Here is an 18,087-nt window from a genome sequence, read left to right as displayed (position 1 = left end):
GTTTATCCGCCCATCCCAATCAAGAATCCCGCGCTGATGCCAAAGTGAATTTGCGCCAGAGCATGGCCTATTTGCAGCCCTATCTGTGGGACTTTAAAGGGCGGGTAATACTTGCGGTCGTCGCGCTGCTCGCCGCCAAGGGCGCAACCCTGGTAATGCCTTGGGCACTTAAACATATTATTGATGGCGTAGATCGCAGCCTCGCAACGGAATTGGCGCTGCCCGCTTTTTTCATTCTGTTCTACGGTGCGCTGCGTTTTGGCAGCGTTTTTTTTGGTGAGGTACGCGATGCATTATTCAGCCGCGTCACTGAACATGCGATGCGCAAAATCGGTTTGCGAGTATTCAACCATTTGCACTCGCTCGAACTGGCATTTCATCTTGACCGCGCGACCGGTGGTATCAGCCGCGATATAGAACGCGGTACCAATGGCATCAGTTTTTTAATGCGTTTTTTGATGTTCAATATTGTTCCTACGTTATTTGAAATCTTAATGGTGGCGATTATTTTTGCCGCTGCCTTTTCTATCTGGTACGCGGTTATCACCCTGGTTGCTGTGGCGATTTATGTGGTGTTTACGATTTACACGACTGAGTGGCGCAATAAATTTGTGCGCGAGGCGAATCAGGCGGATTCATCCACCAGCACCCGCGCGATTGATTCGCTGCTCAATTATGAAACGGTAAAATATTTTAATAACGAACAATACGAAGCCGAAACCTACGATAAATTTCTCGCCAATTGGGAAACTGCGAAATTAAAAAATCGCATGTCGCTGCTGGCACTTAACTCCGGACAGGCATTAATTATCGCGCTGGCGATGACTGCGATGATGTGGATGGCCGCACAGAGTGTGATCGATAAGGAAATGACGCTGGGTGATTTGGCGATGATCAACGCCTATATGATCCAATTATTTATTCCGCTCAACTTCCTCGGTTTTGTCTACCGCGAAATCCGCCGCTCGCTGACTGATCTGGAAAATATGCTGGCGCTGTTAAAACGCACCCCGGCAATTAGTGATAGCGCAGATGTGCAGCCGTTGCGTGTCAGCAAAGGTGCAATCCATTTCCAGCAGGTGGATTTTGGCTATCACGCCGAACGCCCGATTCTCAAACAGTTTAATTTGCAGATTCCGGCGGGCGCCAAGGTCGCGATTGTCGGTTCCTCTGGGGCGGGCAAAAGTACACTCTCGCGTTTGCTCTACCGTTTTTACGATATCAACTCCGGCAGCATCCAAATTGATGGTCAGAATATTCGCCATGTCACGCTGGACAGTTTGCGCCGCGCTATCGCCATAGTGCCGCAAGATACAGTGCTGTTTAATACCAGCATCCGCGAGAATATTGCCTATGGCAATCCACTGGCGAGCGATGAACAAATCGATCGCGCGATCAAAATGGCACATCTGGAAAACTTTATTAACAGTTTGCCGCAGGGCGACAAAACCCTCGTAGGCGAGCGGGGATTAAAAGTATCAGGCGGTGAAAAACAGCGCATCGCCATTGCGCGGGTATTATTAAAAGGCTCGCCAATTTTAATTTTTGATGAAGCCACCAGCGCACTGGATTCCAATTCCGAGGCGGCGATTCTTGCGGCTATGCATGAAGTTGCCAGCGGCCACACCACCCTCGTGATTGCTCACAGGTTATCGACAGTGGTAGATGCCGACCAGATTATTGTGTTGGATGCCGGCGCCGTTGTTGAGCAGGGCACGCACGCTGAATTGTTAGCGCAGCAGGGGAAGTATGCGCAGATGTGGACAATGCAGCTTCAAGATCAATAGCCAAAAATACGTCGGGGCGCCAAATGTGCGCATACCGTTTCAGAATTGCACCAATTAGGCATCCTGGGCTTGTTGTAACTCGGGTGCTTTTTGTAGCACAAACAAATTTAAGCGCCAAAAAAGAGCGCCCACCGCCTCCACTGCCTGTCTGATCTGCGCCAACACTTTCCCTGGCCCCAATCTCCCTATTAAAAAATTACTTGGCATAAGTTTCGCTAAGGCTCCTACACAGTGAATGATGGCACTGAGCGTTGGAGTTGTCTGGGCAAAATGGAACGCCTTGCAGTTGTGTGCAACTGCACTCATTTAATGGTGATAGGTGAACCAGATGTCGCAGAATATCGATAGTCAATACAAGCCTCGTTTTGATTTTGGAAAATACAAAGGCATTATTGTATCCGTTGCGTTATTTTTGTTGCTTGACGCATCTGTATTACTCTTCAATTTTTATGTCTCCTTTGAAATTGCCGATGACGCAGTAGGTGTAAACCTGGCTGGTCGTCAACGTATGTTGTCGCAACGTATGGCGAAAACATTATTTGTATTGGATGCATCGCGCGATGACCCTGCCGGTTTCAAAACAGCATTTGATGAACTGCAATTAAGTAAAGGGTTGTTTGATGAAACACTCAACGGTTTTATCAATGGCGGCGTGGTGCGCGGTGCCGGTAAAGAGGTGGTAACACTGGAGCCAGTTACCAATCGTTTGGGTAAAGACTCACTGCAAAATACTCTCTTGCTGTGGCAGCCTTATAAAAGTGCCGTCGAACAGTTAACGACCGACGTACAGAACAATCTTCCCTATGAATCTTCTTTAGTCGCTGCAGTGGCTATGGCGCGTACGCACAATTTGGCGATGCTCAGCTCCATGAATGATTTAACGGTCAGTCTTGAACAGGTAGCAGCATCCAAGGCGACGCGTTTGCGGATAATCCAAACAGTAGGCATCAGCCTCGCCATTATCAACTTCCTGTTTATTATGTTTCACTTTGTGCGGCAATTACGCGATAGCGATAAAGTCATTGAAAAAGCGCGCCGTGAGACTACGGAAATTCTGGAAACGGTTAACGAAGGCTTGTTCCTGATTGATAAGGATTTAATTCTGGGTGAGCAACACTCGGCGCGCTTGGTTGATGTATTGGGGCCACAGGAGTTTGCGGGGAAATCGTTCCAGGCATTGCTGGAAAATATTGTCAGCGAAAAAGACGCGGAAACCGCGCGTGGATTTATTGAGTTATTGTTTGACTCAAAAGTGAAAGAAAAATTGATCGGCGATCTAAATCCGTTGAGTTTGGTTGAAGTGAACATCGCACAGAGCAATGGTGGCTTCCTCACCAAGCATTTGCAATTCAGCTTTGCGCGCGCCTATCAAAAAGATGATGCTGGAACCCAGCAAATTTCCCATGTGTTGGTTACGGTGCTGGATATTACCGAACAGGTTAAATTGGAGCGCGCTCTTAACGAGAGCCGCAAACACAACGAGTCGCAATTGGAAATGATCACCGGGCTGCTGCACACCCATCCAGGCTTGTTGAAAGAATTTATCGCCAATAGCTTCAATTGTTTCAATCGTGTGAATAACATTTTACGCCAACCTGCCAAAACCACTCAGGCAGTGCGAGATAAAGCCACCAGTATTTTTCGTGAAATTCACAACTTCAAAGGAGAGGCTGCATCGCTCAAATTGGAATTTTTTGAAACTGCCGCCCACAAGATGGAGGACACTCTGGCATTGTTGCGCGATAAACGCGATTTGAGTGGGAATGATTATCTCGGCTTAACTGTGCAACTTGAAAGTTTGATCAGCTACACACAGCAAGTTGAACATCTCACCGAAAAACTCGGCCAGTTTGCAGTAGTGAGCAGCAATAGCCAGCGCCCGGTGAATAATAAACAAGTTACAGGCAGCCGCCGCAGCGATGGCTGGGAGCAGCTTGAGGATTTTGTGCAAAACATTGCCATGCGCAATGGCAAGATGGTCAAGTTGGTCGCCAGTGGCCTCAGCGAGATTGATTTGGATAGCGAGTATCAAAAAAAGCTAAAAGACATTTGTATCCAACTGCTGCGCAATGCAGTTGTGCATGGAATTGAAACACCGCGCGATAGGGAGCTTAGTGAAAAACCCATTGTTGGCCGCATCGATTTGCGCCTTGCCAAAGTATCTGAAACTGAAATGGAATTGACGGTAATGGATGATGGCCAGGGCCTGGACTATGACGCGATTCGCACCAAAGCGCTCAATTCAGGAAAATGGCCGGAAGATGAAATTGAATCATGGACCAATAAACATTTACTCGGTTTGATTTTCCACGAAGGTTTTAGCACAGCGGCAGAAATTAATAAAGACGCCGGTCGCGGTGTGGGAATGGAAGCTGTCATGAATCATGTACTTGCGCAGCGCGGAAAAATCAGTGTGTCCAGCCGCAGTGGCCGTCATTGTCGCTTTGTCATCACCTTGCCAATAGTACATGCCAATAGCAGCGAAGAAATTGCCGCCTGAAATCAATAAGGAAAATACTATGTTGTCACTGATGATTGTGGACGATTCCAATATCATCCGCCGCAAAATTGAACGCTGCAATGATTCGGATAAATTTCGCGTGGTTGCCGCTGCAGCCAATGGTGCTGAAGCGCTCGAATTATTTAAACAGACACGCCCACAAGTCGTCACTATGGATTTGACCATGCCGGAAATGGATGGCATTGCCTGCATCCAGCAATTGATAGCAATGGATTCAAGTTTACGGATATTAGTGATTTCTGCGTTATCGGATAAAGCCACAGGAATTGATGCGCTGAAAAAAGGTGCACGCGGCTTTTTATGCAAACCCTTTACGGATGATCAACTGCTGGAAGCGCTCACCGAACTCACCGAAGATTAAGGCTGGCCCATGTCACAAGAAACTTTGCAAGTATTTATCGATGGCGTAGTGCGCTATTTTCATCACACCAATGACAAGGATGTAAAAGTCGGCACACCCTATTTGGTTGAGAACAATAATCCCGCGGCTTACGATGTAACCGGGATTATTGGTATTTCCGGCCCCTATCGTGGCTGCGTGTATTTCACCGCGCCGCGCATTTTGCTTAAACATTTATTGCTCAGCATTGGCGAGTTGGATACCAGCAACGAACATATTTTTGATTTGGTCGGTGAAGTGGCCAACACCATTTCCGGCAACGCCCGCAGCCGCTTTGGCCACGAGTTTATGATTTCGGTACCGGTGATGATTGAAGGTGCTCCCAACCAGATCCATCTGCCGTCACAAATGCGCTCTTATGTCATTCCGGTTTACTGGAAGGCTTATCACGCGGCGGTAGTCATTTGCCTGGAGCAATAACACTGAATTACTGATTGGGGAATTGGGTGTTCAAATAAAGCTGCTCCACTTTTTCGCGCGCCCAAGGTGTTTTGCGCAAAAATTTCAAACTGGATTTCACACTGGGGTCAGCTTGAAAACAGCGAATGCTAATGAGTTTACCCAGTGCATCCCAGCCGTAGTGGTCGGCAAGACGGGTTACAATGGTTTCCAGCGTAAGGCCGTGGAGCGGATTATTTTTTTGTTCGGTCATAGTTTTATCCCGCAGGAATTGAATCCACTATTCTACGCTATTTTTAATTGCTGCAATCTGTTTGTCGCTATAGGCAAACCACAGCTGGCATATAATAACGCCCAGTACACCGCATAGCATCAGCAGTGAAAATGGCATAGCGGTGCCGGTATAGAAAAAAGCAAGCAATGGCCCTGCAAACGCCCCACTGCCAAAGCGCAGTGTACCCATTACCGCCGTTGCAGTGCCTGAGTTGTGCGGGAATTTCATTAATACCAGCGCATCGGTATTGGTTGATACCAAGGTAAGACCTGCCATTAACGGTGCAATGCTGCACACACTGAACCAGATATTCAATCCGAGAAAATTAAATATACAGAGCAAGAGTGCACTGGCCAACGCTAGCGCAACACCAATGCGCAACATCCGCAGCGAGCCAAGGCGCGTCACCAAGCGGCTATTGATAAAGTTGGCAAAAATCAAACAGATGACATTCGCACCAAACAATACACTGAATACTTGTTCGCTCACGCCAAAATAATTGATATAGATAAACGATACGGCAGTGATAAAACAAAAGAAGGCAAAAGAGCCAAACATCATGCTCACAATCAGCGGTCGCGCGAGTGAGTTAGAAAAAACAATTTTATATCCGCTAAAAAAATTCCCTGCCACTTTAGGCTGATCGCTAATAGGCTTGCCAATTTCTGGCAACCACTTCCACACTAATGCAAATATCAATGCACCATAAATCGCTAGTACCACAAAAATACTGCGCCACTCGCTCACCCACAATATTGCGCTACCTATGCTCGGTGCAAGCAGGGGCGCGAGCATCATTATCATCGATAAATAAGACATGCCTTTAGCGGTGTGCTCCTGATACAAATGCCGCACAAGGCCGGGCACTACCACTGTCGCCGCTGCACCGCAAAATGCTTGCAGGGCGCGCAAGAATAAAAAGTGGTTGATGTTATCGACAAACGCAAGCGCGACACTACAGAGTGTAAAACCGGTCAGACCAAAAATTGCTAGCGGTCTGCGCCCGAGTGAATCGGCTAGCGGACCAAACAGCAGCATACCTACACCATAGGCGGCGAGAAAAATACTGAGCGATTGCTGCACACTGCCAATATGGGCATTTAAGTCGTGTGCGATCTCGGGCATCGCAGGCAGGTACATATCTACGGCTAGCGGCGTAATAGCAATCACCGCCGCGAGCAGCACAATTAAAAACGGATGGGATTCTTTAGTCATAATCAGATCGCATTAACTAATAACGTTAATGCTACGCGCCCAACGGGGATTAAACGATGGGATAGCGCAAATGCAATTGCACTAAAAATTCGATCATTGAGTTTTAGCAGGCTGGTCGCAATTATTTTGCAGTTTGGTTATAGCATCGCTGTAAAGTGGCTGCAAAAGTTCTAATTGTTTATCGCCCAAATATTTGTGCGCAAATTCCCACGGAGGTATTCCGTTATTCCAATCACAGTAGATAACGGCGAGAGTGGCAAGGTTTTGTGCAACGGACGTTTTTAAATAAGGACGATAATTTTTTTCTTGTGCGAATGCCGCAAACTTATCCAATTCTGCGACATAAAATTCTGCAGGTTGAGTAAAACTGACTTGATGTACTCCCGCCTGCTCCAGAATCGCTTTTACATACATAGGTTTAAGTGCAGCTTGCGTTTGTGGCCAGTCTTCCAAATTAAAATTCCCGGTTTGCGCATAGGTATTTATCGCAAGCAGGGACAATAGGAGACACAGGATCGATAAGGTTTGGCGCATGAATAACACTCGTGATTCTCGGTGGGACAATACAAGAGGGTAATTATACTCGCAGACTCTGGCGCATCAGCAAACCCAATTGATTGACATTGATATAAAGGCGTGTAAACTGAGCCTCAGCTTGAAAGTACGTCTAATATTTATGCACCACATTTCGAAGTTCCAGTATAGTATTTCGTCCTGTTTACATAAGTAATTCCCACATTTCCAGCACAAACGCCCCTCGGGGTAAACTTACTTTTGTATTAATAGGTAACACTATGTCTAAAACTACTACTGGCACTGTAAAATGGTTTAACGAAGCTAAAGGTTTCGGTTTCATCGAACAAGAATCTGGTCCAGACGTTTTTGCTCACTTCAGCGCTATTTCTGGTTCAGGTTTCAAAACCTTGGCCGAAGGCCAAAAAGTTAGCTTCACCGTGACCCAAGGCCAAAAAGGCCCACAAGCTGAAAACATCCAAGCTATCTAATTATCAGATAGTTTATTAGCGGTGAAAACCGCTGATGTAACAGCTAAAAAGGCGAAATCTGCGGATTTCGCCTTTTTTATTGCCTGTCGTTTGACCTCCAGCCTGACAAAGGTCACCAGTCTGCAGCTCTAACCTTGTATTTAACTGCCGCTCCCCAATTGTTCCCTGAGCTTATTCATCCCAGCGGGAACTATAAATGTCTCTATCCTTACCTTCATCGGCTATTGCAACCCTGTCGCGTCGCCAGATTCTGCTCGATTTGCTGCGTCCTTATCGCATGCGAATAGTATTCGCCCTGATTGCTTTGGTAATTGCTGCAGCCTGCGTGTTGTTGATTGGCCAGGGCTTAAAGCAGGTTATCGATAAAGGTTTTGTTGCCGGTAGCCCGGAATTGCTCAACTATGCACTCTTGGGATTATTGGGAGTTATCCTGGTAATGTCAGTGGCGACTTACAGCCGTTTCTACCTTGTTTCCTGGTTGGGCGAGCGGATCACCGCCGATTTGCGGCGCCGGGTGTTCTCCCATCTACTGACCCTCTCGCCAGTTTTCTTTGAGCAAAACCGCACCGGCGATGTACTTTCCCGCCTCACCAACGATACCACCCAGTTAGAGACTGTAATCGGCTCCAGCGTATCCATGGCGCTGCGCAATGCTTTGCTGCTGTTAGGTGGCTTGGTGATGCTGGCAGTGACCAGTTTAAAGTTGATGGCATTGGTATTGGTGGCCATTCCCTTTGTGCTGGTGCCAATCATTGTGTTTGGCCGCCGCCTGCGCAAACTCGCGCGTGCGAGTCAGGACAGCGTGGCGGATGTGGGTGCCTATACCGATGAGGTCATCCATGAAATTCGCACAGTGCAGGCCTATGGTCATGAATCTGCAGCGGTTGAATCCTTCAATCACCGGGTGGAACAAACCTTCGGCACAGGTATTAAACGTGTTCGCCAGCGCGCGCTTTTAGTCGCAGCTGTTATTACCCTGGTATTCAGCGCCGTAGCCATGATTTTGTGGGTCGGCGGCCATGATGTGTTGGCCGGCAGTATCAGTGGCGGAGAGTTATCAGCCTTTATTTTTTACGCGGTGATAGTCGCCAGCGCCATGGGTACGATTTCGGAAGTGATCGGCGACGTGCAACGCGCTGCAGGAGCAACGGAGCGATTGGTTGAACTGCTGGCGACATCATCGGCATTGCCTGTGCGCGAAAATCCGCAAGCGTTACCAACACCTGCACGCGGTTTAGTAGAAATGCGCGCAGTGAATTTTGCTTACCCGACTCGTCTGGATTCGCCAGTGTTTAATGGTTTTGATTTGCGCGTAAATCCGGGTGAAAAAATTGCGCTGGTAGGGCCATCCGGTGCGGGAAAAACCACAGTGTTCCAATTGTTGCAGCGCTTTTATGATCCTCTGTCCGGTGAAATTTTGTTGGATGGTGTTGATTTAAAAAATGCGGATATCCAACAAGTGCGCGCGCGCATCGCACTGGTGCCACAAGACCCGGTTATTTTTGCCGCGAGCGTACGCGACAATGTTCGCTATGCGCGCCCGGACGCCAGCGATAACGATGTTATCGCTGCGTGCAGAGCGGCATTTGCGATGGAGTTTATCGAGCAATTACCGGAAGGCTTGGATGCCTATCTTGGCGAGCGCGGAGTGCGTTTATCGGGAGGACAAAAACAGCGCATTGCAATTGCACGTGCGATTCTCGCTGACCGCCCCATTTTGTTATTGGATGAAGCGACCAGTGCACTCGATTCCAATAGCGAACAAGCAGTGCAACGTGCGCTGGAAGTGCTGATGAAAAACCGCACCACCATTATGATTGCGCATCGCCTATCGACCGTTGTTAATGCAGATCGCATTCTGGTGTTGCAACAGGGGAAAATTGTTGCCAGCGGTACGCACACGGAATTATTGGCGAACAGTGATTTGTATCAGCAGCTCGCGCGTTTGCAATTTCAGTTGGATGCCTAACCAACATATCCAACACCTTTTGCCATCATCGCCGCGCAGAGCATGATGGCAATCACGGCGACCAACTCGATGTGAATTAATCGCCGAATCATGCTGAGTGTTTCTTCACTCACCTGCGGTAGCTGCTGTTGTTTCAATGCACCGCGCCAGGATAAAAATTTTACTGTTGGATAAATCGATAAAATTCCTACCAACAAAAAAAGTGATATTTTCACAATAAACGGCAGGCTGTGAAAATAAAAATCCTCACCCTTTTCAAAGTGCATTACCCGGCCAAATCCAATAACCAGAATCGCCACTGCTGCAATACCGTAAATTTGATCTACCCTCAGTAGTGATTGCGCGGTCCGCAAACTAAAAGGTTGCCGCAGCAGGATAACTTCATACGCGAGCGCAGCAAATAAGGTAAATGCAGCAAGATGGTGTAAGAACGCCATTAGCCAATTAGTAACAATTCCACTCATGTCGACTCCTCAAAGTATCTTCCCAAGCTGTTCCCGGATTAATTGCTAGACAGTGTGCGACGTGCAAATTGGGCACATCATGCAAAACCCCTCTGTATCTTGCGATAGACATTTGTCATTCGCAATTCATGAACTTTGTCAGTACTTAAATGTGAGTAATGACACCTGAGTTCTGCGCTCACCCTATTTATGCTGTAGCTTCCTTCGGGAATTGGCCCGATTCATTTGAGTAAGGAGATCCCTATGCGTATTAACACAGGTGTATTCGCCATTGCGGCCGCTATGACTGCCCTGCCAAGCTTTGCCCATGAGCTGACCTTGAGTGTGAATAATATCCAATCGGTCAAGGGTAACTTGTTGGTGGCGGTTTATGACAAGGAGGAACACTACACTGCCAATAGCAATTGGGTGGCCGCGAAACAGGTAAAAGTCTCAGGGACAACCATGTCATTGAATTTTGCCGATTTGCCCGCAGGCAATTACGCAATAAAACTGTTTCAGGATGAAAACGAAAACAACCAGATTGATATTGGTGCTAACGGAATTCCCACTGAGCGTTATGGTTTTTCCAACAACGGTGGTAGTTATGGCCCGCCGTCTTATGATGAAGCCAAAGTGGTGGTCGATAAGGCGACCCAAATAGAAATCCAACTGCGGTAACTAATGGTGACAGAGAGAAAGCGGCGCTAAAAAAAACGGCAATCCAAAAGGATTGCCGTTTTTTTGTCTCACACATTTTTACATCTGGCTAACTTGCAGGGGAGCCACAGGTAAATTTGTTTAATTAGTTACAAGCGCGAACCAGAGACCAGGCATTGGTCCAAGCCCAGCCAGTACCTGGCGCGTATGGGCCGCCAACGGTACACCAGCCAGCAACAGTACATTGATACTCACTGCCCGCGTTTTGTACTTTTGCACCAGCAGCGTAGCTCGCACCATTTACATAAGCAGGAGAGCTGCAGTTGCCGCCAGAAACAGAAGACGGAGCGCTTGAGCTAACAGCAGCACTCGAACGGCTGGATGAAGCTGGCGCTACGCTTGATGGAGTCGAAGAGGTGCTACCAGTACAGGCACCCAGATCAAGCCAGTAGCTGTATTGACCGCTGTTGGTGGTTGGATCGTTGCCTTGAGTCCAGTAGTTGGCTTGGTAACGCTTGCCATTGTGTTGCACTTGGGTTGGGTTTTGGTAAGCGATAGTCGCGTTCCATACACCTAGACCAGCACAGGTGTTGTTGGAGATGCTTGAACCAACAGAAGAGCTGGCTACTGAGGCTACAGAAGAGCTTGATTTTGACGATGAGGTTGGTACAGATGAGTTGTTGCCACCGGTGTAGTTAACATCGATACATTGGTAGAAACCTTCAGCCGAGTCTCTCTCCCAATCGCGTTGCCATACGCTGTACACAATGTGACGGCCAGTACGTGGCGGCATTTGTACGGTGTGGTAAGAGAATTGTTCCTGATCCGCTTTACCTGAATCGTGGATCAATACCAGGTCCGACCAGCGCAGCGGTTGTGCATGGTTGTAGCCTTCACGGGTAATGTAGTAACGGAAGTACATGGTTTTGTGGGCAGCGGTGTTAGTCCACACAAATTGCAATGGCCCTGCAGTCACATTGGTTGCTGGCCAGTCGGTGCGCGCCAGATCCATACCAAACAGGTTGGAACGGTTGGCGGAGCAGAGACGACCGTCAGGAATAAAGAATTCATGGTTATCGCGCACACCACCTACAGCCACTTCTTGTGGGGTGTAGAGACCGCCGTTACCGGCCGCTTTGGCTGCGATACAGGCTGGGTGCGTCGGGCTTTCGATACCGTTTTCTTTACATTGGATCACACGGCTTTTGGGTGATGATACATAACCGTGTGAAAACGCTTGGCTGGCTAGCAAGAGCGAGCCCAGTACGACAGCGGAAATACCGCAAGCTTTCATTGTCTTTTTCACTTTCAATCTCCGGGAAACTTATTGTTGGTTAGATGCCGGTGCGGCACCTTGGAGTGATGCTCGTTATCCATACATGCAAAGTGATTTGGCGTGGCGCCAAGATCATTCCATAGGGATCGAGTCTAAAATGACAACGTTGTATTGGCGAGTCCGACTTTCAGTTTGGAGGGTAATATTTTGCGATGAAGGTTTGATTTTTGGAAAATTTTCAGATGAAAACGAAATAAAAAGTTCGAATATTATCTTGGCGTCAAAATTATGTGCTTTTTTGCCGAAATGACAACGTGGGACTCTATCCCTCAGTGAGACAGCGGGAACACGCAGATAAACATACTGCCCTTGCCCGGCTCGCTGGTAATTTTCAACTCCGCCTCATGACGCATTAATACATGTTTTACAATCGCCAAGCCTAAACCGGTACCGCCGGTGCTGCTGTTACGACTGGCATCGACGCGATAAAAGCGCTCGGTCAAACGCGGGATATGCATAGCTTCAATGCCTGGTCCGTTATCGCTAACTGACACATAGAAGTGTTTCTGGTCCTGCCAGAGCAGCACGCTTACCTTGCCTTCATTAGGCGTGTATTTGATCGCATTGATAACCAAATTGGAAAAGGCGCTGTGCAGCTCTTTCTCATTGCCCAATAACAGCAAGGGCTTGGTGGTGTTGTTGCAGATCAGTGTCAGTTGCTGTTCTTTATCTTTGCTCAGCACTTCTGCTTCACTTTTGACGATGGTAAGCAGCTGCTCAATATTGATCGGTTTATGGTTGTGCCCCGCTTCGGTCGTCTCCAGCTTGGACAGCACCAGCAGATCGTTGATTAGCAGCGACATGCGCTTTGCTTGTTGTTGCATCTGTTGCAGGGGTTTATCCCAACTGGGTGTACTGTTGTTATCCGCAAGGGTTTCCACGTAACCGTTGATCACTGTCAGCGGTGTTCGTAATTCGTGGGATACGTTGGCGACAAAGTCTTGTCGCATCTTTTCCAGATTGTGCAGTTGGGTGACATCGCGCACCACAATCAGACGCTCCTGCTTGCCGAACGGAGTGATCTGGAATTGCAGATGCCTGGAGGGGAAGCGTGGCGAGGGCAACTCCAGCGGCTCCTCGAAATTGCCTTCTTCAAAATAGCTGACGAATTTGGGGTGACGGATAAAGTTGATCACCGATTGCCCCTGGTCTTTGGTGTGCAACGCCAGCATGCGGTGTGCTGCAGGATTCCAGAAGTCCAGATGGCCGCGCGCGTCGAGAATAATCAAGCCGTCTTTCAACGCCGAGCTAATTTCCTGGATACGGTTGATAACTGCTTGCAGATTGTCTTTCTCGCCCCGCTGGTCGCGCTGCAATTGGTAGATGTTGTCGAAAATCTGCCCCCAGATACCGCTCGCTTCAGGCGGGTGATCGGTTTCCTGGCGCAGCAGCCATTGGTTGAGGCGACGCATCTGCCAGAGCATCATCAGGATATAAATCGCACAGCCGATCAGCATCCAAAGCGCATAGTTATCGCTAAAGAAGCCAATCAAGCTGCAAATGGCGAGGATAATCAAAATACGCTGGAGTTCAGCGCTAAAACCTTTTAACAAGACCTAAACCTCGTGGCACATAGCAGTAGCAAGGTCGGGACTTCGTTGCGAGACCGTCTGCTGCATGGACGACCCACATGGATGTGGGAAGTGTCGGAGTTTGTAGGGAACAAACCCGACTGCTGCATTCGAGTTTACATAGAAAAAGTCACGACCTTGCTACGGAATTCAGGGGGATCAGGCTTCAATACGGGTAGAAAAACGATAGCCCGTACCGCGCACTGTCTGGATCAAATCTTCGTGGCCGTCGATAGTCAGCGCTTTGCGCAAGCGCCGGATATGCACATCTACCGTGCGCTCCTCCACATACACATTGCCGCCCCAGACATGATCCAGCAACTGGCTGCGAGTATAAGCCCTTTCCTGATGAGTGAGAAAAAACTCCAGCAGGCGATATTCCGTTGGCCCCATATCCACCGATTGGTTATTGATGGTCACGCGGTGGCTGGCCGGGTCAAGGCACAGGCCTTGCACCGTGATGGGGGCAGAGTTGATTTGCGGGTCAGCGCGGCGCAATACCGCTTTCAAACGCGCCACCAATTCGCGTGGCGAGAAGGGTTTGGTGATGTAATCATCAGCGCCCACTTCCAGCCCCTGGATCTTGTTATCTTCCTCACCCTTTGCGGTGAGCATGATGATCGGGGTGTTGGCGGTCACTTCATCGCGCTTCAAGCGGCGCGCCAATTCGATACCACTGGTACCGGGCATCATCCAATCGAGCAGGATCAGGTCGGGTTTTTCATCGATAATGATGCTGTGCGCATCCTGTGCGTTGCTCGCTTCCATGACTTGGTACTCAGCCATTTCGAGCGCCACCCGCAGCATATCGCGAATTGCGGATTCATCGTCAACGATCAGTATTTTGCGACCAGTCATAAGTGTTCTGCCTGAAAAAACCACGGGGCGCCCCACAGGTTTGTGAAGCTATTGTTGCAGCTTATTAAATAAGTTCAGTGTTACACATTTATGACAAGGTGCAGGATATTTGGCTCCTAGCGAAAACTATAGTCCATAACAATCCCGGCAAAGACTGCGACTCCCACCCAGTTGTTATTAAGGAACGCCTTAAAGCAGGCATCGCGCGCGCGAAAGCGGATCAGCCACTGTTGATAAATAAATAAACCGGCAGCGGCGACCAGGCCGAAGTAGTAAACAGTGCCCAATTCAAAGCGATTCCCAACCAGTACCAGTGAGTAGAGCGCCATGATTTGTAATACGCCAGTCATTAACCGGTCTTGCTCGCCAAACAGGATGGCGGTGGATTTAACGCCGATTTTCAGGTCGTCGTCGCGATCTACCATGGCGTAAAAGGTGTCATAGGCGACGGTCCAGAGAACGACCGATATGTAAATCAGCCACATTCCCTGATGCAATTCCCCCGCTTCTGCGGCATAGGCCATAGGGATTCCCCAAGCAAAGGCGGCGCCCAGTACCACTTGCGGCAAATGGGTATGACGCTTCATAAAGGGGTAACAGAAGGCAAGGAGCAAGCCGCCGACCGAGAGTTTGATGGTGAGCGGATCGGTAAACAGCACTAGCGCGAAGGCGATAAGGCAGAGTGAGATGAACAAACCAATCGCCTCGCGGCTGGATACGGCGCCTGTGGCCAGCGGGCGATCTTTGGTGCGCAGCACCTTGCCATCGATCTTGCGGTCAGCGAAGTCGTTGATCACACAGCCGGCTGCTCGCATCACTATCACCCCCAGCACAAAAATCACCAGATTCTTGGTGCTGGGCACGCCCTTGGCGGCAATCCATAAGCTCCAGAGGGTCGGCCAGAGCAACAGCAGTGTGCCAATCGGACGATCCATGCGCGTCAAGCGCCAATAAATGGCCGCTTTGTGCTTGAGTTGGGCGATAAAGTCAGTCTTTCCGCTGTTTTTCGCAGCACGTTTGATGATTTTTGCGGCATGGACATTCGCCCAGTCATTAGCTGGGGCGGTTGGCTGATCACTAGCATCAGGTGATATGGGGCCAACAGGATCTACTGACTGTGTGATCACTGCTGGATCCGGGACGGTAACTTTGGGTTTGCGCACCGCAGGTTTGGGGGTTGCTGCACCGGTTACTTTTTTTGGCGCTGTTTTGGGGACGGCTTGCTTGGCTTGATCGGGTTTGGTGGCTGCTGCAGCTGCGGATTTTTTAGTAACAGCATCGCTAGCAGCAGGTTTGGCGGCTTTCTTTGTCGCCGGTTTGGCAGCGGTATTAGGTTTGGCGCTAACGCCGTCTGTATCTGCACGTGCGACTTTTTTCGTCGCCGGTTTTTTGGGTGCAGCAACAGGGGGTTTTGCATCTTCGGGATTTGTCATAGCCAAAACGCCGTTTTATTAAGGTTATCGGGGCAAGTGTAGCGGGAGCTGGGCGGCAAAGGCCGGTAAAAATACTTCGCTCACCAGCAGCGGCTTCTGCTGCAGGTAAAACACCGAGCGGCGCCCCCAGAGTTGCTGGTTGCCAACCAGATCAGCGGGAGCATAGGCATGATCGCGGCTAATCCGCGCTACCGCAATGGCACTGCGTGTTAACTGTGGTTGACTGAACAAAAACGCACCCAGCGGGCGCGTGCCCTGCTTGCGCAAGTGCCGCAGTTGGCCGGTCAGGCTGGCAAGCGGCAAAATGCTGCGTGCAAATACCCAGGGTTCGCCATTGCCGCAGAGGATCACCTCGCGGATCAGTGCCAGAGCTGGCCGCTTCATCCCCAATACCTGACATTCATCCAAGCGCGGCAGCCCGATAATCTGCCGCACCAGTTGTACCTTGAACTGGCCACCGCTGCGGGCGATCAGGCGTGCAGTCAGGGAACCGCTATCCATCAGCCAATCTTGCATGGCCAGGCTTGGGCGTTGGCATTGGGCGATACGCGCCATTGGCTGCCATGACGGTGACGGCTGGGGCAAACCTGGCTCCTTTATCGATGTGAAAAAATAGGGCGATGGGGATGAATGGGGCAGCAGTTTATCAGCTTGCGTTCTATCGGGTACGGGATTGTGTACGGAAATCCTATGTGGAAAAAGCCGGTGCAAGTCTGCCGCAAACAGGTTATTGCAGGTAAACTCCCTGACTTATCGCTAAAAACCCAGGAGAGAAATCATGCATAAGACCGACATAGTAGTAGCACTGGCGAATAATACCGACCTCGGCGTCAACAAGGCTGACCTGGTGGTCTCTGCCTTTATCGAGCAGATCACCAATGCGTTGAGCCGCGGCGAATCTGTCGCCCTGCTTGGTTTCGGTACTTTCAATGTGAGCGCCCGCGCAGCGCGCGAAGGACGCAACCCACAAACCGGTGCGACAATCCAAATAGCCGCCAGCAAGACGGTGACTTTTAAAGCCGGCAAGGGCTTGAAAGACGCTGTCAACGATTAAAATTTTGCCCCATTGCGGCAGGCAGCTGCCGCCCCCCATTAATCACACCGACCACACAATAATTCCAAGAGGTTTCCCGCATGACGCTAACCAATAAAATTTTACTCGGTATGGTGCTGGGGGTGCTGGTGGGGGTAGCCCTCAATCTGGCACTGGGGCTAAATGAAACTCATGCGGTAGCGACCACGGCGACTGGACAATGGATTCAGGTTTTTGTCGTCAATGGCTTGCTGGATACCATTGGCCAGATTTTTGTAGCATCGCTGAAGTTATTGGTAGTGCCGCTGGTATTTGTATCACTGGTGTGTGGTGCAGCATCACTTGGTGGGCATAACCGCATGGGTGCGCTGGCGACCAAAACGGTTGTGCTCTATTTATTCACCACCGCCATGGCCATTGCGTTGGCAATGGGTGTGGCGACCCTGGTGCAACCGGGGGCAGGAGTAGATATGGCGTTGGCCAGCACCTATGCCCCACCACCCGCCCCCTCAATCAAAGAAACCCTGATCAATATTTTCCCCAGCAACCCGGTGCAGGCCATGGCCGAAGGTAATATGTTGCAGGTGATCGTATTTTCCATTTTGTTTGGTATCGCCATCTCGCGCACAGGCGGCGAGATCGGCAGCAACATGCGCACTTTTTTTGAACATCTCAATGAAGTGGTGTTGAAGATGATGATGTTGCTGATGCAGTTGGCACCCTACGGCGTATTTTGTCTGCTCGCGAAATTATTTGCCAGCATCGGATTTGCAGCGATCATCGATTTAGCTAAATATTTTTTCACGGTATTGCTTGTGCTTTTACTGCATGGTTTTGTCGTGTATGGAACCATGTTGAAAGCATTGACCGGATTGAGCCCAATTATTTTTTTCAAAAAGATGTGGAAGGTTGCCGTGTTTGCATTCAGTACCGCATCGAGCAACGCCACCTTGCCGGTGACTATGCGCACCGTTGAACACGACCTGGGTGTCGATAATAAAATCAGCAGTTTTTCAGTCCCTTTGGGCGCAACTATCAACATGGATGGCACCGCCATCATGCAAGGTGTCGCCACTATTTTTATTGCCCAGGTTTACAACATTGATATAGGTGCAGCTGGTTACCTAATGGTGATATTAACAGCAACACTCGCTTCTATTGGCACTGCTGGCGTTCCCAGTGTG

At 49.4% G+C, this 18,087-nt stretch carries 18 protein-coding genes; 9 read left to right on the top strand and 9 right to left on the bottom strand.

The genetic code is table 11. From position 1 onward, the window contains the following. The first annotated feature begins 62 nt into the window (after positions 1-62). The 4 genes from ACWA6V_RS04195 to ACWA6V_RS04180 all read left to right on the top strand — a co-directional run bounded on the left by ACWA6V_RS04195 (position 63) and on the right by ACWA6V_RS04180 (position 5,128). Positions 63-1,787, top strand: a complete 1,725-nt coding sequence (locus ACWA6V_RS04195) for an ABCB family ABC transporter ATP-binding protein/permease (RefSeq protein ID WP_449521323.1) — start codon at positions 63-65, stop codon at positions 1,785-1,787. 328 nt (positions 1,788-2,115) lie between these two features. Next, a complete protein-coding gene (locus tag ACWA6V_RS04190; RefSeq protein ID WP_449521321.1) occupies positions 2,116-4,287 on the top strand; it encodes an ATP-binding protein in 2,172 nt (723 codons plus the stop codon). 19 nt (positions 4,288-4,306) lie between these two features. Next, positions 4,307-4,669 carry a response regulator gene (locus tag ACWA6V_RS04185; protein WP_449521320.1) on the top strand — a complete coding sequence of 121 codons (363 nt, stop codon included), beginning with the start codon at positions 4,307-4,309 and terminating at the stop codon, positions 4,667-4,669. Between the two features lie 9 nt (positions 4,670-4,678). Then, positions 4,679-5,128: a chemotaxis protein CheX gene (locus ACWA6V_RS04180; RefSeq protein ID WP_310074439.1), complete on the top strand. Its 450-nt coding sequence runs from the start codon at positions 4,679-4,681 to the stop codon at positions 5,126-5,128. 7 nt (positions 5,129-5,135) lie between these two features. On the opposite strand, the gene ACWA6V_RS04175 is transcribed toward ACWA6V_RS04180, so the two are convergent. The 3 genes from ACWA6V_RS04175 to ACWA6V_RS04165 form a co-directional block, all read right to left on the bottom strand. After that, positions 5,136-5,360 (bottom strand): VF530 family protein, encoded by a 225-nt coding sequence (locus ACWA6V_RS04175; RefSeq protein ID WP_449521319.1) that lies wholly within the window; start codon positions 5,358-5,360, stop codon positions 5,136-5,138. 27 nt (positions 5,361-5,387) lie between these two features. Continuing rightward, on the bottom strand, positions 5,388-6,596 hold the full coding sequence (locus ACWA6V_RS04170; RefSeq protein ID WP_449521318.1) for a Bcr/CflA family multidrug efflux MFS transporter: 1,209 nt from the start codon (positions 6,594-6,596) through the stop codon (positions 5,388-5,390). A 93-nt stretch (positions 6,597-6,689) separates the two neighbouring features. Further along, positions 6,690-7,130, bottom strand: coding sequence for a hypothetical protein (locus ACWA6V_RS04165; RefSeq protein ID WP_449521317.1), 441 nt, complete (start codon positions 7,128-7,130; stop codon positions 6,690-6,692). Positions 7,131-7,390: 260 nt separating this feature from the next. On the opposite strand from ACWA6V_RS04165, the gene ACWA6V_RS04160 reads away from it, so the two are divergent. Then, positions 7,391-7,600 carry a cold-shock protein gene (locus tag ACWA6V_RS04160; RefSeq protein ID WP_062057542.1) on the top strand — a complete coding sequence of 70 codons (210 nt, stop codon included), beginning with the start codon at positions 7,391-7,393 and terminating at the stop codon, positions 7,598-7,600. A 196-nt stretch (positions 7,601-7,796) separates the two neighbouring features. Next, positions 7,797-9,569, top strand: a complete 1,773-nt coding sequence (locus tag ACWA6V_RS04155) for an ABC transporter transmembrane domain-containing protein (RefSeq protein ID WP_449521316.1) — start codon at positions 7,797-7,799, stop codon at positions 9,567-9,569. On the opposite strand, the gene ACWA6V_RS04150 is transcribed toward ACWA6V_RS04155, so the two are convergent. Beyond that, positions 9,566-10,033, bottom strand: a complete 468-nt coding sequence (locus tag ACWA6V_RS04150; RefSeq protein ID WP_449521315.1) for a DUF2214 family protein — start codon at positions 10,031-10,033, stop codon at positions 9,566-9,568. The two genes, ACWA6V_RS04155 and ACWA6V_RS04150, sit on opposite strands and share 4 nt — an antisense overlap. 243 nt (positions 10,034-10,276) lie before the next feature. Here ACWA6V_RS04150 and ACWA6V_RS04145 point away from each other — a divergent pair, with 243 nt between their 5' ends. Next, complete coding sequence (locus ACWA6V_RS04145) at positions 10,277-10,693, top strand: DUF2141 domain-containing protein (RefSeq protein ID WP_449521314.1); 417 nt, start codon at positions 10,277-10,279, stop codon at positions 10,691-10,693. A 124-nt stretch (positions 10,694-10,817) separates the two neighbouring features. On the opposite strand, the gene ACWA6V_RS04140 is transcribed toward ACWA6V_RS04145, so the two are convergent. The 5 genes from ACWA6V_RS04140 to ACWA6V_RS04120 form a co-directional block, all read right to left on the bottom strand. Then, positions 10,818-11,978 (bottom strand): lytic polysaccharide monooxygenase, encoded by a 1,161-nt coding sequence (locus ACWA6V_RS04140; RefSeq protein ID WP_449521313.1) that lies wholly within the window; start codon positions 11,976-11,978, stop codon positions 10,818-10,820. A 299-nt stretch (positions 11,979-12,277) separates the two neighbouring features. Then, positions 12,278-13,561 (bottom strand): phosphate regulon sensor histidine kinase PhoR, encoded by a 1,284-nt coding sequence (phoR, locus tag ACWA6V_RS04135; protein ID WP_449521312.1) that lies wholly within the window; start codon positions 13,559-13,561, stop codon positions 12,278-12,280. A gap of 177 nt (positions 13,562-13,738) precedes the next feature. Continuing rightward, positions 13,739-14,437 (bottom strand): phosphate regulon transcriptional regulator PhoB, encoded by a 699-nt coding sequence (gene phoB, locus ACWA6V_RS04130; RefSeq protein ID WP_449521311.1) that lies wholly within the window; start codon positions 14,435-14,437, stop codon positions 13,739-13,741. A 116-nt stretch (positions 14,438-14,553) separates the two neighbouring features. Beyond that, positions 14,554-15,420 (bottom strand): 4-hydroxybenzoate octaprenyltransferase, encoded by an 867-nt coding sequence (gene ubiA, locus ACWA6V_RS04125; protein ID WP_449521322.1) that lies wholly within the window; start codon positions 15,418-15,420, stop codon positions 14,554-14,556. A 474-nt stretch (positions 15,421-15,894) separates the two neighbouring features. Beyond that, positions 15,895-16,455, bottom strand: a complete 561-nt coding sequence (locus ACWA6V_RS04120; RefSeq protein WP_449521310.1) for a chorismate--pyruvate lyase family protein — start codon at positions 16,453-16,455, stop codon at positions 15,895-15,897. A 193-nt stretch (positions 16,456-16,648) separates the two neighbouring features. Between ACWA6V_RS04120 and ACWA6V_RS04115 the strand changes: the two genes are divergently transcribed. Next, a complete protein-coding gene (locus ACWA6V_RS04115; protein WP_449521309.1) occupies positions 16,649-16,924 on the top strand; it encodes an HU family DNA-binding protein in 276 nt (91 codons plus the stop codon). Between the two features lie 80 nt (positions 16,925-17,004). Beyond that, on the top strand, positions 17,005-18,087 hold a 1,083-nt coding region (locus ACWA6V_RS04110; RefSeq protein WP_449521308.1), incomplete at its 3' end, for a dicarboxylate/amino acid:cation symporter.

The sequence above is a fragment of the Cellvibrio sp. genome (assembly GCF_053579595.1).
Note: the sequence above shows the minus strand (reverse complement) of the source record. Positions and strands in the feature narration are given on the sequence as shown.

Coding starts and splice junctions, on each gene's coding strand:
- ACWA6V_RS04195 (WP_449521323.1), top strand. CDS start 63: ATGGCCTATTTGCAGCCCTATCTGTGGGACTTTAAAGGGCGGGTAATA.
- ACWA6V_RS04190 (WP_449521321.1), top strand. CDS start 2,116: ATGTCGCAGAATATCGATAGTCAATACAAGCCTCGTTTTGATTTTGGA.
- ACWA6V_RS04185 (WP_449521320.1), top strand. CDS start 4,307: ATGTTGTCACTGATGATTGTGGACGATTCCAATATCATCCGCCGCAAA.
- ACWA6V_RS04180 (WP_310074439.1), top strand. CDS start 4,679: ATGTCACAAGAAACTTTGCAAGTATTTATCGATGGCGTAGTGCGCTAT.
- ACWA6V_RS04175 (WP_449521319.1), bottom strand. CDS start 5,360: ATGACCGAACAAAAAAATAATCCGCTCCACGGCCTTACGCTGGAAACC.
- ACWA6V_RS04170 (WP_449521318.1), bottom strand. CDS start 6,596: ATGACTAAAGAATCCCATCCGTTTTTAATTGTGCTGCTCGCGGCGGTG.
- ACWA6V_RS04165 (WP_449521317.1), bottom strand. CDS start 7,130: ATGCGCCAAACCTTATCGATCCTGTGTCTCCTATTGTCCCTGCTTGCG.
- ACWA6V_RS04160 (WP_062057542.1), top strand. CDS start 7,391: ATGTCTAAAACTACTACTGGCACTGTAAAATGGTTTAACGAAGCTAAA.
- ACWA6V_RS04155 (WP_449521316.1), top strand. CDS start 7,797: ATGTCTCTATCCTTACCTTCATCGGCTATTGCAACCCTGTCGCGTCGC.
- ACWA6V_RS04150 (WP_449521315.1), bottom strand. CDS start 10,033: ATGAGTGGAATTGTTACTAATTGGCTAATGGCGTTCTTACACCATCTT.
- ACWA6V_RS04145 (WP_449521314.1), top strand. CDS start 10,277: ATGCGTATTAACACAGGTGTATTCGCCATTGCGGCCGCTATGACTGCC.
- phoB (WP_449521311.1), bottom strand. CDS start 14,437: ATGACTGGTCGCAAAATACTGATCGTTGACGATGAATCCGCAATTCGC.
- ACWA6V_RS04115 (WP_449521309.1), top strand. CDS start 16,649: ATGCATAAGACCGACATAGTAGTAGCACTGGCGAATAATACCGACCTC.